This is a genomic window from Roseateles sp. GW821-FHT02E12 (genome assembly GCF_059421665.1).
Genome location: NZ_JBWKVK010000003.1, coordinates 624,954 through 639,256, shown reverse-complemented (window position 1 = coordinate 639,256; position 14,303 = coordinate 624,954). Strand labels below are relative to the sequence as shown.

Here is a 14,303-nt window from a genome sequence, read left to right as displayed (position 1 = left end):
CCCAATGTAGCCGTCCAGTCCCGACCCATGCCGGCGACCTAGAATCAACGCAGTTTCCATTCGTCCTTCGGAGGATCGTCATGAACGAAAGCCTGCAAACCCAATACGGCTATGCCGGCGTCGGCCTTGCCGCCGACCGCCAGCGCGTGCTGCGCAACACCTACTGGCTGCTGGCCTTGTCCCTCGTGCCGACGGTGCTGGGCGCCTGGATCGGCGTCGCGACCGGCGTTTTCGCCACGATGGGCGCGGGCACGAGCGCCATCGTCTTCTTCGTCGGCGCGTTCGGCCTGATGTTCGTCATCGAGAAGACCAAGGACAGCGCCGCCGGCGTCGCCGCCCTGCTCGCCTTCACCTTCTTCATGGGCCTGATGCTGTCGCGTCTGGTGGGCCATGTGCTGGGCTTCAAGAACGGCACGTCGCTGGTCATGACGGCCTTCGGCGGGACGGCTGCGGTCTTCTTCACGATGGCCACGCTCGCCACCGTCATCAAGCGTGACCTGTCTTCGATGGGCAAGTTCCTGACCGTCGGCGCCGTCGTGCTGATGGTGGCCTGCATCGCCAACATCTTCCTGCAATCGTCGGCCCTGATGCTGACCATCCTGGTGCTGATGCTGGGCGTGTTCTCGGCCTTCATGCTGTACGACATCAAGCGCGTCATCGACGGCGGCGAAACCAACTACATCAGCGCCACGCTGAACATCTACCTGGACATCTACAACGTGTTCCAGAGCCTGCTGTCGCTGCTGGGCATCTTCGGCGGCGACCGCGACTGAGTCTCGCGGCTCATCGACAAAGGCGGCTTCGGCCGCCTTTTTTATTGCGCCGCCGGCTTGTAGTTCTTCAGCACGAAGGGCGCGCTCAGCAAGATGGGCTGGCCGATCTGGCCCAGTTGCATGGCAAGGTTGACCGCACCGGCCGCAAAGCTCTCCGCCGCCACGCCGCCAATGGCAATGGCCTCCAGCTTGCTGGTCAGCGTCACCGAGCCCGAGATCACGGCCGTGTAGGGCGGTGCGCCGAGCTGCAGCAGCATGGGCACGACAACCTTGGCCTTGGCATCCTCGGTGTCCAGCCGGGCCCAGGCGATGACCTGCAGCTTGTCGCCCTTGGCGATGCTGCCTTGCAAGGGCACGACGGCGCCGATGTCCCAGGGGTTGGGCCTGGACGACTGCAAGGCCACGCGCAGGCAGACCTTGCCGGTCGCCGCGCAGGGCACCTGCTCGGTGGACTGGCCGTCGCCGTAAACCGACCAGGCCGTGACGCGCGGCGTGTTGATCAGGTAGTCCAACGCGGGGTCGGTGGCCCTCGCCGCGGGCGCGGCGGCCGTCGCCTTCTCGGGCACCAACGCGCCGTGGATGGGCTTGACCCAGCTGTCGGCCTTCATGTCCCAGAGCACGAAGTCGGAGTCGAACTGCCAGTACGACCACGCAAAGCCGCGTGCCTCGGCGGCGCGGGCCACGGCGGACGTCCAGGCCACGCGCTGGGCCATGCCGGCACTCTCCAGCGCACCGAACTCGCCCATCAGGATGGGCCGGCCGGTCTTGTCCGCCCAGGTCTTGACGAAGTCCAGGTCCTTGCCCAACTTCTCGCGCTCACCCGCGGTGCCCCAGGTCACGCCGGACAGCTTCTGGAACTGCGGCGTCCAGCTCGCGCCCTGGTGGGTGAACTCCATCGGCGTGTAGTAGTGGAAGGTAACGATGAGGCGCCGGTCGGCCTCGGGCAGGCGCAGGCTGTCCAGGTGCTCCATCGAGTTCCAGCCCTTGGGCCCGACGATGACGCGCCGGGTCGGGTTCGTCTCGCGGATGATGGCCAGGTTCTCGGCCAGCATGTCGTTCCAGACGGCGTCGGCCGCGCCGTTGGGCTCGTTCAGGATCTCGAAGATCACTGCGTCCGGCGAGCCCTTGTAGCGCGTGGCGACCTGGCGCCAGAAGGCCTTGAGCCGGGCGCGGCACGGGTCGATGTCGGCCGCCTTGGCGCACTCGTTGAAGTTGTGCTCGTCCAGGATGACTTGCAGGCCCGCCTTCAGCCCTGCGTCCACCAGCTCGTCCAGCTGCTTGAACCACGCCGCAGACAAGCGGTTCTCCGCGTCCATGTGGGCGAAGGCGTGCAGGTTGAAGCGCACGTGGTCGAAACCGCCGTCGCGGATGGCCTGCATGTGGCGCGGCTGGAAGCGCGCCTTGGCCGGCTCGGTCCAGATCGGGTCGTAGCCGACGATGTTGATGCCACGCTTCAGCGTGGTGGACGCCGCGGCGTCGGCCTGGGCCAGCGCGGTGCCGGACAGGCCCAGCGTCAGGCAGGCCAGGCCCAGCACGCGTGCGAATTGGAATCGAATGCCCATGGTTGTCCTCTGTCTCCGGTGAGGGTGGGTTCAGCTCTCTTTTGAACTAAACATCGTTGTTTATCCATTTTGTCTACAGCCTGCGGACTGGGACACCGGACTTACACGGACAGGGCAACGCCGCACCCGCCGGCTTCCCGGCAGGCGCAACGTGGTTGGGCTTGAAAAGACCGCCTTAGCGGCCAAAAACGGCGATGGCTGAGTTACGGCATCACATCGCTGACGCGATATGAGCCTCCTCTGAAGCATTGCGCTCAAAGACCGCAATGCTTTCCACGTGCGCCGTGTGCGGGAACATGTTCACCGCGCTCGCGGCCGTGCAGCGGTAGCCGGCCACGTTGACCAGCAGGCCGGCGTCGCGCGCCAGCGTTGCCGGGTTGCAGCTGACGTAGACGATGCGCTTCGGGGCCGTCCAACCGGGCGCCAGAGAGGGGTCCTGCGCAATGTCGGCCACCGCCTTGGCGAGCGCGAAGGCGCCCTCACGCGGGGGGTCGATCAGCCAGCGGTCGGCCGTGCCGTCCAGCGCCAGCAGCTCGGGCGTCATCTCGAACAAGTTGCGCGCCACGAAGCTGGTCTTGTGCGCCAGGCCATTGGCCGCCGCGTTCTCGCGCGATCGCTGCACCAGCGTCTCGCTGCCCTCGATGCCCAGCACCTCGCGTGCCTTGGTGGCCAGCGGCAAGGTGAAGTTGCCCAGGCCGCAGAACCAGTCGATGACGCGGTCGTCGGGCTCGACAGCCAGCAGTCGCAGCGCACGACCAACCAGCGTCGCGTTGATGTGCGGGTTCACCTGCGTGAAGTCGGTCGGCTTGAACGGCATCGTCACGCCGAACTCCGGCAGGCTGTAAGCCAGCTGCGGGCCGCCTTCGTCGAGCAGCTTGACGGTGTCCGGTCCCTTGGCCTGCAGCCACCACTGCACGCCGTGCTTCGCACCGAACTCGCGCAGCAACGCGATGTCACCGTCCGGCAGCGGATTCAGGTGGCGCAGCACCAGCGCGATCACCTCGTCGCCCATCGCCAGCTCGATCTGCGGCAGGCGGTCGCGCTCGGCCATCGCCATGATGAGTTCGCGCATCGGCATCAGCAGGTCGCTGACCACCTTGGGCACGACCTTGCAGACCTGCATGTCGGCCACGTAGCGGCTCTTGCGCTCGTGGAAACCGATCAGCACGACGCCCTTCTTCTGCACATAGCGCACCGAGAAACGCGCGCGGTAGCGATAGCCCCAGGTCGGGCCTTCGATAGGCCGCAGCAGCACCTCGGGCTTGACCTTGCCGAGATGCCAGAGCTGGTCTTCCACCACGCGCTGCTTGACCGCCACCTGGGCGCCAGCATGCAGATGCTGCATCTTGCAGCCACCGCAGGCGCCGGCATGCAGGCCGAAATGCGGGCAGCCCGGCGTCACGCGCAGCGGGCTTTCCTTCTTGATCTCGGTGAGCTGGCCTTGCTCCCAGTTGTTCTTGCGGCGTGAGATCTGCGCCTTCACGATCTCGCCCGGCAAGGCGCCGTCGATGAAGACCACCTTGCCCTCGGCGTTGTGCGCCACGCCTTGCGCCTCAAGTTCGATGCTTTCGACCTTGAGCCATTCCGTCGTCTGATTCATGGGCCGGGATTATCCCGGGTGGGCACTGGGGCCTCTAGAAGATGCTGTCCCGATCGACGCCATGACGCATCATGTTGCGCTTCAGCTTGGCCAGCGCCTCGATCTGGATCTGGCGGATTCGCTCACGCGTGAGCTTCAGGCGGATGGCCAGCACGTCCAGCGTCTCAGGCTCGCGGTCCGACAGGCCGTAGCGGCCCGACAGCACCTCGCGCTCGCGGTCGTTCAGGCTGGCGAGGCCATGCTGCAGCAGCTCCTCCACCTCGTGCGACAGGCGCAAGCCCATCGGGTCGATGGCCTGGTCATCGGCCACGAGATCCAGCATGGATTCGCCGCCCTCGCCGTTGCGATCCACCGGCGAATCGAGCGAGCTCGGCAGCTCCGCATAGGCCAGCAGCTCGGCCACTTCGTCAACGGGCCGGCCCAGCGCCTGGGCAACGTCTTCAGCGCGCACACGGCCTTCTGAACCGTTGGCGCTTTGCAGCGCCTCCAGCGCGCGGCGCGCCTTCAACACCTGGTTGAGTTCGCGCACGATGTGCACCGGCAACCGCACCAGGCGAGCCTGGTGCATCAGCGCGCGTTCGATGCTCTGGCGTATCCACCAGCTCGAGTAAGTCGAAAAGCGGAAGCCCCGCTCCGGCTCGAATTTGCCGATGGCGTGCATCAGGCCAAGGTTGCCCTCCTCGATGAGGTCGCTCATCGGCAGGCCGCGGCCGAGGTAGTTCTTGGCGATGCTGACGACCAGGCGCAGGTTGTGCTCGATCATGGCCTGGCGGGCATCGAAATCACCCCCGCGGGCAGCCTGGGCAGTGTCGAACTCCTGCTGGGGCGTCAGCAGCGGTGTGCGGCGGATATCGCGCAGATAGGCCTGCAGCGCGTTGCCGAGTTCGACATCGTCGCCCGCGCTGCGCAGCACCTGGCTGTCGTCATCGGGGGACGCCTCGGGGCCGGATTCGGAATCGCCACGGTTGCCGTTCAAGGCCGACAACAGCACACCGGGCTCGCGGGTGGAGCCGTCGTGGCCGTTGAGCTTGGGCACAGCGCGTTTCATGGCGTGGTCGCTGGCCGGGTTGTGTGATTGGCTCGCCGAGCTTCAGCGCGGCGGCAGCAGCTTGGAAGGGTCGACAGGCTTGCCGAGCTTGCGCACTTCGAAGTGCAGCTTGACGGTGTCACTCTCGGTGGAACCCATCTCGGCAATCCTCTGACCTTTGCGTACGACTTGGTCCTGCTCGACCAGCATCGCCCGGTTATGGGCATACGCTGTCAGGTAGGTGCTGTTGTGCTTGATGATGACCAAGTTGCCGTAGCCGCGCAAGCCCGAACCGGCGTAAACAACGCGTCCATCGGCGACAGCAAGAACCGGGTCACCCGGCTTGCCAGCGAAGTCCAGCCCCTTGTTGCGCTGCTCGTCGAAACCGGCGCTGATGGACTGCGTGACCGGCCAGCCCCAGGCCAGGCCATCCTCTTCCGAGGTCGCAGCAGCGGCGCTGCCGGTGGCCGACGAGGATGCAGTGGCCGGTGCGCTCGCGGCGCCGACCGGCGGCTTCGCGTCCAGTGGGCGGGACTCGACCTTGGTGGCGCTCGCGATCGGCTTGGACGTCACGGAGCCCGGGTCCACGCCCGGCGGCACGACGCGCAGCACCTGGCCAACCTCGATGCGGTTGGGGTTCTCGAGGTTGTTCCACTTGGCCACATCGCGCCAGCCCTGGCCGTTGTCCAGCGCGATGCGGATCAGCGCGTCGCCCGGCTTGACGGTGTAATAGCCGGGCTTGCCGGCGTTCTCGGCACCCGGCAGCGGCGGCTTGACGTCGGGCGCCGAAGCCGCCGAGGCCGCGGGCGCCGGCACGGCCGCGGCTACCGCAGGCTGCGGATTGCGGTCCTCGACCGGTGCCGGGCGGTGCAGCGACGTGCCGCAGGCGCTGAGCAGCAGCGAGGTGGTGACAACGAATAGGAATCGCAAGCTAGAGGGCATCGTGTGGCTAAAGCACGTTGGAGGGCCGACCCGATTGTGTGGCGCGGTGCGCCGGCGGCCCCGTCAGACGACGCCGGATTTTAGGGGGACGAAAAGCACGGCTTCATGCTCGCTGCGCAGCCAGCGGCTGACGCCGCCTTCAACAACATGGTCCAGCACGACGAGCACCTGGCCGCGACCGGCCGAAGCCGTCGGCGCGATGAGCCGGCCACCGGGCGCGAGTTGCTCGGTCCAGGCGGGCGGAATGTCCTCGCCGCCGGCGGCCGCGATGATGCTGTCAAAGGGGCCGCTGGCCGAATGGCCGGCGCGGCCATCGCCCCAGACCAGGCGCGGCGCGCGCGGCAGAGCAACGCGCTGCAGATTGAGCTTGGCCTTGTCGTGCAGGCCCTGCAGCCGCTCGATGGACGTGACCTGGCGCGCCAGCATTGCAATGACGGCGGCCTGGTAGCCGCAGCCGGTGCCGATCTCCAGCACGCGGCCCAGCGTGCCACGCTGGCGGGCGCCGCTACCGGCCATCAGCAGGCCCAGCATGTGGGCAACGACCGAGGGCTTTGAAATCGTCTGGCCATGGCCGATGGGCAGGGCCGTGTCCTCGTAGGCCTGGGCCGCAAGGGCGCTGTCGACGAACTCGTGCCGCGGCACGCTGGCCATGGCGGCGAGCACGTGCTCGTCGAACTTTCCTTCGGCACGCAGCCGGCCCACCATGCGTTCACGCACAGCGCCGCTATCCAGGCCGGTGCCGCTGGGGCGAGCCAGCCGGGCCGCGTCCCTCGTCGCCTGGTGCAGATGGCGCTGCGGCATCAGCAGCTCGCGCTGCGGCGCGGCGGCCGATTTCAGCGATGCGGGGAAGCGCTTGGGAGACGACATCAGATTCCGAGGCGCTGCGCCCAGGCGCCAAGCGAGGAATGCTCGGTCAGGTCCACCTGCAACGGCGTGATGGACACCTGGCCGTTGGCGGTGGCGTGGAAGTCCGTGCCCTCGCCGGCGTCGCGGGCGTCACCCGCCGGGCCGATCCAGTAGATGGTTTCGCCGCGCGGATTGATCTGCTCGATGATGCCCTCGCTGGCATGGCGCCGGCCCAGGCGCGTGATCTTGCGCGGCAGCTTGTCCGCGTCGGCCCGGTTGGGAATGTTGACGTTCAGCAGGAAGCCCTTGTCCAGCCCCCCGGCGATGACCTGCTCGACGACGCTGCGCGCCGTGCGGGCCGCCGCTTCCAGTTCGACCCAGCCCTTTTCCGCCTGCGAGAAGGCGATGGACGGGATGCCGAACAGATAACCCTCGGTGGCCGCGGCAACCGTGCCCGAGTAGAGCGTGTCGTCACCCATGTTGGCGCCGTTGTTGATACCCGACAGCACCAGGTCGGGCCGGTAGCCCAGCAGGCCGGTCAGCGCGAGGTGGACGCCGTCCGACGGCGTGCCGCTGACGTAGCGGAAACCATTGGCGGCGCGGTGGACGTTGAGCGGGCGGTTCAGCGTCAGCGAATTGGACGTGCCGCTGGCGTTTTGCTCGGGCGCGATGACCTCGATGTCACCGAGACCCTCACAGGCTTTCACAAGAGCCGCAAGGCCGGGAGCGAGGTAACCGTCGTCGTTGGAAATCAGAATGCGCATGGTTGCCAATTGTAGGGAGAGCGTCACCTGCGAGACCGGGTGTAAGCCCTTCTGATTCCTATCATGGCCCCTTCCATAACGAGGAGATGACGATGAAGGCATGGCTGTGCGAGAACCCGGTGGGCGTCGAGGCACTGCAATGGCGCGAACTGCCGCCGCCGCCGCTGGGCCCGGGCCAGATCCGCGTGGCTATCCGCGCCGCCAGCCTGAACTTTCCTGACCTGCTCATCGTGCAGAACAAGTACCAGATGAAGCCGCCCCTGCCCTTCGTGCCCGGCACCGAGTTCTCGGGTGTCGTCACCGAGGTGGGCGAAGGCGTCAAGGGCTTCGCGGTGGGCCAGCGCGTTGCGGCCTTCGGCGGCCTGGGCGGCTTCGCCACAGAGGTCTGCATCCCGGCCGTGCTGGCCATGCCGCTGCCGGATGGCTTCAGCTTCGAGGACGCCGCGGCCTTCATCTGCACCTATGCCACCAGCCACCACGCGTTGATGGACCGGGCGGCGCTGCAAGCCGGTGAGACCGTGCTCATCCTCGGCGCGGCGGGCGGCGTTGGCACCGCGGCTATCCAGATCGCCAAGGCGGCCGGTGCGCGCGTCATCGCCGCCGCCAGCAGCGACGCCAAATGCGAGGCCTGCAAAGCGCTTGGCGCCGACGCAGCCATCAACTACACAACGCAGAACCTGCGCGACGAGTTGAAGGCGCTGACCGAAGGCAAGGGGCCGGACGTCATCTACGACCCCGTCGGCGGCGACCTGGCCGAAGCCGCCTTCCGTTCCATTGCCTGGCGCGGCCGCTATCTCGTCATCGGCTTTGCGCAGGGGGCCATCCCCGCACTGCCGCTGAATCTGGCGCTGCTGAAGGGCGCGTCGCTGGTGGGCGTGTTCTGGGGCGAGTTCGCCAAGCGCGAGCCGGGCCGCAACGCCAGGATGCTGGGCGAACTGGCCGCCTGGTACGCCGCCGGCAAGATCAAGCCGGTGCTGGACCGCGTGCTGCCGATGGAAGAACTGCCCGCCGCCTTCGCGCGGATGGCGGCCCGCGAGGTGGTCGGCAAGTTGGTTCTTACCAATTCGTGAAGCCTGAAACGGGGGCTTGGGCTATAGCGAGTCGCCTGAGTTTCTAGGGGGCGGTGCGCTACATTCGACGGTCGAAACGACAGCTGCTGCCCGCCACGTGCCATGACCGTCAAAGTCCTCATCATCGAAGACAACCCTGTTGCCCGCAGCTTCCTGTGCCGGGTGGTGCGAGAGAGCTTCAGCGACGCCATGGAGATCACCGAGGTCGGTGATCTCGAGAACGCACGCCGGCAGGTTGCCAAGCTGTCCGGTGGCAACCCGGAAATCAGCTTCAAGCTCATCCTCGTCGACCTGGAACTGCCCGACGGCAACGGCATGGAGTTCCTGACCGAACTCGCCGGCTCGCCGGCGATCAAGATCGTCACGACGCTGTACTCCGACGACGACCACCTCTTCCCCGCCCTGCAATGCGGCGCCGACGGCTACCTGCTCAAGGAAGACCGCTTCGAGGTGCTGGTGGAAGAACTGCAGCGCATCGTGCGCGGCCAGCCGCCGCTGTCTCCAGCGATCGCACGCCGCCTGCTGTCCCACTTCCGCCCCAGCACCAGCGACAGCGGCACGATGCCGCTGAACTCCGGCTTCGGCACGCTGTCGACGTCGCACGCGCCCTTCGCCAACAGCCGCGGCGTGGCGCTGGACCCGCCACCCGAGTGGGAACGCCTGACGCCCCGCGAGAGCGAGGTGCTGACCTACCTGAGCAAGGGCTTCACGATCAAGGAGATCGCGAACCTGATGGGCATCAAGTGGTTCACCGTCAACGACCACATCAAGAGCATCTACAAGAAGCTCAACGTGTCCAGCCGCGCTGAAGCGGCGGTGCTGGCGTCAAAGCAGGGCCTGGTCTAGCCAGCGCTGCATCAACCGGCTCAAGGCCTCGGCAAGTCCGGGGCCTTGTTGTTTGGCGGCATCGCGCAGCGCCTGCGGCGGGATGCCGGCGGCAACGAGTTCATCGCCATGGCCGATCAACCATTGCTCGATACGGGCCGGGTCGACCTCAGGGTGGAACTGCAGCGCCAGCGCCCGAGCGTGCGGCGCGAACGCCTGATTCGGGCAGACAGCCGTCGCCGCGAGCGATTCCAGCCCTGCCGGCAGCACGAACTGGTCGCCATGCCAATGCAACACCGGCTGACTGCCCAACTCAGCGAGCACCGTGCCCTGCCCCGCGGTGGTCAGCGTCAGCGGCACAAAGCCGATCTCCTTGACGCCCATGGGCTTTACGCGTGCTCCCAGGGCGCGCGCCATCAACTGCGCGCCAAGGCAGATGCCAAGCAGCGGCCGGCCTGAATCCAGCCGCTGCCGCACCAGGGCTACCTCGTCCACCAGCCAGGGGTAGTTGGCTTCGTCCTCGACGCTGATCGGCCCGCCGAGCACCACCAGCAGATCGACAGCGCCCAGGTCGACAGCGTCGAAATCATCAACACCGGCCTCGTGATAGCGAACCTCAAAGCCGCGCTCGCGCAGCAAGGGCTCGATGAGACCCAGGTCTTCGAAGGCCAGATGGCGCAGCGCGAGTGCAGTCTTTTTCATGGTCAACATCATCGCTGCGCCACCCTCAGCCTCAAGCCGCCGAACGCAGCTTCACGCCGGGGAAATCCACCGGCACTGCGAAAGCGACGTTCACGTAGTTGGTGAACAGATTCAGCGCGACATGGGCCAGGATCTCGACGATCTGGCCATCGCCAAAGCCGGCGGCACGCAAGGCCGCCACATCGGCATCGCCGACCTGGCCGCGCTGCTCGACGAGCTTGAGCGCAAAGCGCAGGGCTGCGGCCGTCGCCGGGTCATCCGACTCGCCGGCTTGGGCGGCACTCATCTCGGCGCCAGAAGCGCCCGCTTTGCGGCCCAGCGCCGTGTGCGCGGCCAGGCAGTACTCGCAGGCGTTGCGGTCGGCCACCGCAACGGCGATCTGCTCGCCCAGCTTGGCCGGAATGCTGCCCCCACCGAGGGCGCCAAAGAAGCCCCACATGGCCTGCAACGCGGCTGGCGAGTTGGCGACGGCGCGGAACATGTTGGGCGTCGCGCCAAAGGCGCCGTGTACGGCGTCCAGCAACGCGCGGCTGCCGGCGGGGGTGTCGTTGGCGGAGACGAGGGGAAGGCGGGAGGTCATGGTTTCACCTTTCGGGTGCAGTGGAGGAAGGCCTTCACTGTCGCGCCGTCGACGGAACGATAGGTATCATCCAATTCAGCAATTCAACCTATTCGTCCCGTGACCGATGCCCCACCGCTGGATCGACTGAGCCCGCTGTTCGAACGTTTTCGCGTGCGCGCCAGCTTGTTTCACGCGGGGCCGCTGTGCGGCGTGACCCACTTCGACGCGCGCCCCGGCCGCGGCTTCCTGCACGTGATGCGCAACGGCGAAATGGAGGTCAGGCACGCCGCCGCGGCCGGTCTCGTCGAACGCCTGTGGGTGCGCGAACCCAGCCTCGTTTTCTACCCACGGCCGCTGGCGCACGACTTCCACAACGCGCCCACCGAAGGCTCGGACTTCGTCTGCGCCACGCTGGACTTCGAGGCCGGCCACCCGCTGGTGCAGGCCCTGCCGCCGCTGGTCGTGCTGCCGCTGGCCAGCGTGGACGGCATTGCCGCAACGCTGACGCTGTTGTTCGGCGAGGCCGAGCGCGTGCGCTGCGGCCAGCGCCTGCTGGCGGACCGGCTGTTCGAGGTGCTGCTGCTGCAACTGCTGCGCTGGATGCTGGACCAGCGCGACGCCCCGCTGCCGCTGGGCCTGATGCGCGGGTTGAGCCACCCCAACCTGGCCCGCGCGCTGACGGCCCTGCATGCGCGACCCGGCGAAACCTGGAGCCTGGCTGCCATGGCCGCCGAAGCCGGCATGTCGCGTACCCGCTTTGCCGAGGCGTTTCGCGATGCTGTGGGGCAGCCGCCCGCGGATTACCTGGCCGGCTGGCGTCTGGCCATCGCCCGCAGCGAGCTGCGCGCCGGCAAGCCGCTGAAGGCGCTGGCCGCGGAGCTGGGCTATGCCAACGCCTCAGCGCTGAGCCGGTTGTTCGCGCAGCGGCACGGCGGCTTGTCGCCACGGGCCTGGCTGAATGCCGAGCCTTGAGCCGCTGGGTACCGTCAGCGCACGCCCGACTGCCCGCAGACGACGCGCAGGTCTTGCGGTTCGTTGGACGCCCAGGTGCACCCGGGATCGGGCGCCAGGCGCCCTTGCCCGTCGAAGTGGGTATTCGGGGGCGCTTCCGGCAATGCAGGAGCCGTGGCCGCAGCGGCAGCGGCATCAGCCGCGGCGGCCGCCGCTGCCGAGGGGGAAGCATCCTGAGCGGCAGCAGGTGGGGCGTCAGCCGGCGCGTCGGTCTGGATCGGGCCGGCGGCAGGCGCATCGGCGCTGGACGACAACAGTGGCGTCTGAAGCGCGGAGGCCTCCAGCAGATCTGAACCCACGCCGGGAGACTTCAGGATGAAACCGACGAGAGCCGCCAGGGAGGCGAAAGTGGCGGTTGCCACGGCCCAGCCGTGCGGGCGCCCCACGCCGCCTTTGCCGTTCTTGGCGGGCAAGGGCTGCCGCGTGCCGCCCAGTTCGCCCAGGTCCACGGGCAGGCCGGGGTTCTCTGCGTCGAAACGCGCGAACTGCTCAGGGAAATGCGCCTTCGCGAACACCATCACGTCGACATAGCGCGAGGTCATGTGCGGGAACGGCGTGGCCATGCGTGAGACGAAGCCGAAGAAGGTGCCACGGATCAGGCGCTGCTGCTCGATGATGCCTTCCGGGTTGATGGAATAACCCAGCTCCCGCCCCACGAAGAGTTTCTGCATGGCCGAGACGGCGCACGAGACATTGCCCTTGATGGCCGTCGTGGCCAGCCTGTCGCCGGTATAGACCATCGCGCGCTCATAAGGCAGCAGGAAGAAATTGAAAACAACCAGGTAACTCGCCGCGCGAATCAGCATGCCCAGCACACCGTCTTGCCGGCGCGCACGCAGATAGCCGATGAACCGGCCGATCAACCAGCCAATCTCTTCATCGCTCATGCCCTGCTGCAGCATCTCCGAATTCAAGAAGATTGCGCGGCGGAAAAACATGAACGAGAGAAAGGCGTTGAAGCTCGAACTCTCATTGACGAAGACGTACACGCGCTTGTCGTATCCGATGGCCTGCTTGAGCTGCTCGGTCATCTCGGCCACGCGCGGGTAGTTCACGCTGGAAACCAGCACGGAATTCCCGACCAGATAAGCGAAGAAACTGCGTGCGCCCAGCCAGATGAGCAGCGCGATGAAGGGCACGATGAGGAAGACGGTGCCCGCCACCATCGCAACCGCGATCAGCGGGAATAGCAGCACCGAGAACACCAGCGCGAGATAGAAGCGCCGTTTCTGGTGGGGATACGCGACGGCGAAGAACAACTCGTCATCAATATGCTGAGTGTTGAGAGCCATGACTCGCCTCCTCTGTGGCGAAGGGGAGTATGTTCCGCTGCCCAATCCATGCGAGGGGAATTTTGGCCATGGCCGACGTTTTCATCAGCTACAAGAAGGAAGACTTTCGCGACGCGCAGCGCGTGGCCGAGGCCTTGCAGCGCGATGGCCTGACTGTCTGGTGGGACGACCACCTCACGCCGCGCGATGCCTGGGACGCCGAGTTGGAGCGGGAGATCACCGCTGCAGGCGCAGTGGTGGTGCTGTGGACGGATCTCTCGGTGAAATCCGACTGGGTGCGCACCGAAGCGCATTTCGCCGTCGAGCGCGGCAAGCTGGTACCGGTGCTGCTGCGCAGCTGCGCCATCCCGCTCGCCTTCTCGCTGCGCCAGACGGTGAACCTGACGGCCTGGCAAGGCGACGTGCAGGCGCGCGACTGGCGCAAGTTCCTCAGCTGGATCTCGGATCTGTCCAGCGCTCCGCCGGGCGATGGCCGGCTGACCCGCGCATCGCCCGTCACGAAGAGCAACCCCTATCGGGAGGTCGTCGCCGAGTTGCCGTCCGGTGAGCCTGTCGTGGACGGCGCGTTCGTGAATGCGTCGACGCCCACGGGCACGGCGTTTCGCGATGCCGAAGGCCTGCCCGTGCTGCGGGTCATCGCGCCGGGCGCGTTTTTGCGAGGCGCGCCTTTCGGGGACCCGGACGCGTCGTCGTTCGAGCGGCCGCAGCAGCGGGTGGAGATTCCGCGGCCTTTGGGCATCGGCGTCTTTCCTGTGCTCGCCAGCGAATATGCGCGCGTCGTCGGCGCGCCCCCGGCGGGCATGGACCGCCAGGCCCATCCGCGCAAGCCGGCCACCCATGTGTCGTTCAAAGATGCCGAGGACTTCCTGCAGCGGCTGTCGAAGCTGACGGGAGAGGCCTACCGCCTGCCGTCCGAATCCGAGTGGGAATACGCCTGCCGCGCCGGCTCCAGCGCGCGCTACGACCTGGGCGACGAGATCACGCGCGAGCAGGCCTGCTTCGGCGCCGATGCCGGGCCCGTCGAGGCGGGCCAGTTTCCAGCCAACCCCTTCGGGCTGTTCGACATGCGCGGCAATGTGCGCGAATGGACAGCCGACCTCTGGCACGACAACCACGACTTCTCGCCGCTGGACGGGTCACCGGCGCTGGAGGGCCACGGCTCGCTGCGTGTGGTGCGCGGTGGCGGCTGGAGCGACGGCGCCTTGCTGCTGCGCTCCAGCGCCCGCATGCGCGCGACCGAGACCGCCCGCGCCGCAATGATCGGCTTGCGCGTTGTCCGCGTCATTGCCGCCTGACCTTCTGCACTGCTCAGCCTGGCTGAAGCAGC

General features: G+C 67.2%; 14 protein-coding genes. 5 read left to right on the top strand and 9 right to left on the bottom strand.

The window, feature by feature from the left end; genetic code table 11:
• Nucleotides 1-80 precede the first annotated feature (80 nt).
• Nucleotides 81-773 (top strand): Bax inhibitor-1/YccA family protein, encoded by a 693-nt coding sequence (locus AC07V5_RS20915; protein WP_495117632.1) that lies wholly within the window; start codon nt 81-83, stop codon nt 771-773.
• A gap of 41 nt (nt 774-814) precedes the next feature.
• Here AC07V5_RS20915 and AC07V5_RS20910 read toward each other — a convergent pair whose 3' ends face one another.
• The 6 genes from AC07V5_RS20910 to surE form a co-directional block, all read right to left on the bottom strand.
• The gene (locus AC07V5_RS20910) at nt 815-2,335 is read right to left on the bottom strand and encodes a glycoside hydrolase family 5 protein (protein WP_495117631.1); all 1,521 of its coding nucleotides are present in this window, start codon (nt 2,333-2,335) and stop codon (nt 815-817) included.
• Between the two features lie 211 nt (nt 2,336-2,546).
• Nucleotides 2,547-3,935, bottom strand: a complete 1,389-nt coding sequence (gene rlmD, locus AC07V5_RS20905; protein ID WP_495117630.1) for a 23S rRNA (uracil(1939)-C(5))-methyltransferase RlmD — start codon at nt 3,933-3,935, stop codon at nt 2,547-2,549.
• 34 nt (nt 3,936-3,969) lie between these two features.
• Entirely contained in the window at nt 3,970-4,983 is a 1,014-nt protein-coding gene (gene rpoS, locus AC07V5_RS20900; protein ID WP_495117629.1) for an RNA polymerase sigma factor RpoS, read from the bottom strand.
• 42 nt (nt 4,984-5,025) lie between these two features.
• Nucleotides 5,026-5,904, bottom strand: coding sequence for a peptidoglycan DD-metalloendopeptidase family protein (locus AC07V5_RS20895; RefSeq protein WP_495117628.1), 879 nt, complete (start codon nt 5,902-5,904; stop codon nt 5,026-5,028).
• Nucleotides 5,905-5,967: 63 nt separating this feature from the next.
• Nucleotides 5,968-6,771, bottom strand: a complete 804-nt coding sequence (locus AC07V5_RS20890) for a protein-L-isoaspartate(D-aspartate) O-methyltransferase (RefSeq protein WP_495117627.1) — start codon at nt 6,769-6,771, stop codon at nt 5,968-5,970.
• Nucleotides 6,771-7,514, bottom strand: coding sequence for a 5'/3'-nucleotidase SurE (gene surE, locus AC07V5_RS20885; RefSeq protein ID WP_495117626.1), 744 nt, complete (start codon nt 7,512-7,514; stop codon nt 6,771-6,773). The genes AC07V5_RS20890 and surE overlap by 1 nt, the downstream gene beginning before the upstream one ends.
• 92 nt (nt 7,515-7,606) lie before the next feature.
• Here surE and AC07V5_RS20880 point away from each other — a divergent pair, with 92 nt between their 5' ends.
• On the top strand, nt 7,607-8,584 hold the full coding sequence (locus AC07V5_RS20880) for an NADPH:quinone oxidoreductase family protein (protein WP_495117625.1): 978 nt from the start codon (nt 7,607-7,609) through the stop codon (nt 8,582-8,584).
• Nucleotides 8,585-8,686: 102 nt separating this feature from the next.
• Nucleotides 8,687-9,430 carry a LuxR C-terminal-related transcriptional regulator gene (locus AC07V5_RS20875; RefSeq protein WP_495117624.1) on the top strand — a complete coding sequence of 248 codons (744 nt, stop codon included), beginning with the start codon at nt 8,687-8,689 and terminating at the stop codon, nt 9,428-9,430.
• On the opposite strand, the gene AC07V5_RS20870 is transcribed toward AC07V5_RS20875, so the two are convergent.
• Together AC07V5_RS20870 and AC07V5_RS20865 are read right to left on the bottom strand one after the other, a co-directional pair.
• The gene (locus AC07V5_RS20870) at nt 9,410-10,111 is read right to left on the bottom strand and encodes a glutamine amidotransferase (RefSeq protein ID WP_495117623.1); all 702 of its coding nucleotides are present in this window, start codon (nt 10,109-10,111) and stop codon (nt 9,410-9,412) included. The genes AC07V5_RS20875 and AC07V5_RS20870 overlap by 21 nt on opposite strands.
• A gap of 31 nt (nt 10,112-10,142) precedes the next feature.
• The gene (locus AC07V5_RS20865) at nt 10,143-10,691 is read right to left on the bottom strand and encodes a carboxymuconolactone decarboxylase family protein (protein WP_495117622.1); all 549 of its coding nucleotides are present in this window, start codon (nt 10,689-10,691) and stop codon (nt 10,143-10,145) included.
• 99 nt (nt 10,692-10,790) lie between these two features.
• Here AC07V5_RS20865 and AC07V5_RS20860 point away from each other — a divergent pair, with 99 nt between their 5' ends.
• Entirely contained in the window at nt 10,791-11,645 is an 855-nt protein-coding gene (locus AC07V5_RS20860; protein WP_495117621.1) for a cupin domain-containing protein, read from the top strand.
• Between the two features lie 14 nt (nt 11,646-11,659).
• Here AC07V5_RS20860 and AC07V5_RS20855 read toward each other — a convergent pair whose 3' ends face one another.
• Nucleotides 11,660-12,976, bottom strand: coding sequence for a M48 family metalloprotease (locus AC07V5_RS20855; RefSeq protein ID WP_495117620.1), 1,317 nt, complete (start codon nt 12,974-12,976; stop codon nt 11,660-11,662).
• A 68-nt stretch (nt 12,977-13,044) separates the two neighbouring features.
• Between AC07V5_RS20855 and AC07V5_RS20850 the strand changes: the two genes are divergently transcribed.
• The gene (locus tag AC07V5_RS20850; RefSeq protein WP_495117619.1) at nt 13,045-14,271 is read left to right on the top strand and encodes an SUMF1/EgtB/PvdO family nonheme iron enzyme; all 1,227 of its coding nucleotides are present in this window, start codon (nt 13,045-13,047) and stop codon (nt 14,269-14,271) included.
• The last annotated feature ends 32 nt before the right edge of the window (nt 14,272-14,303 follow it).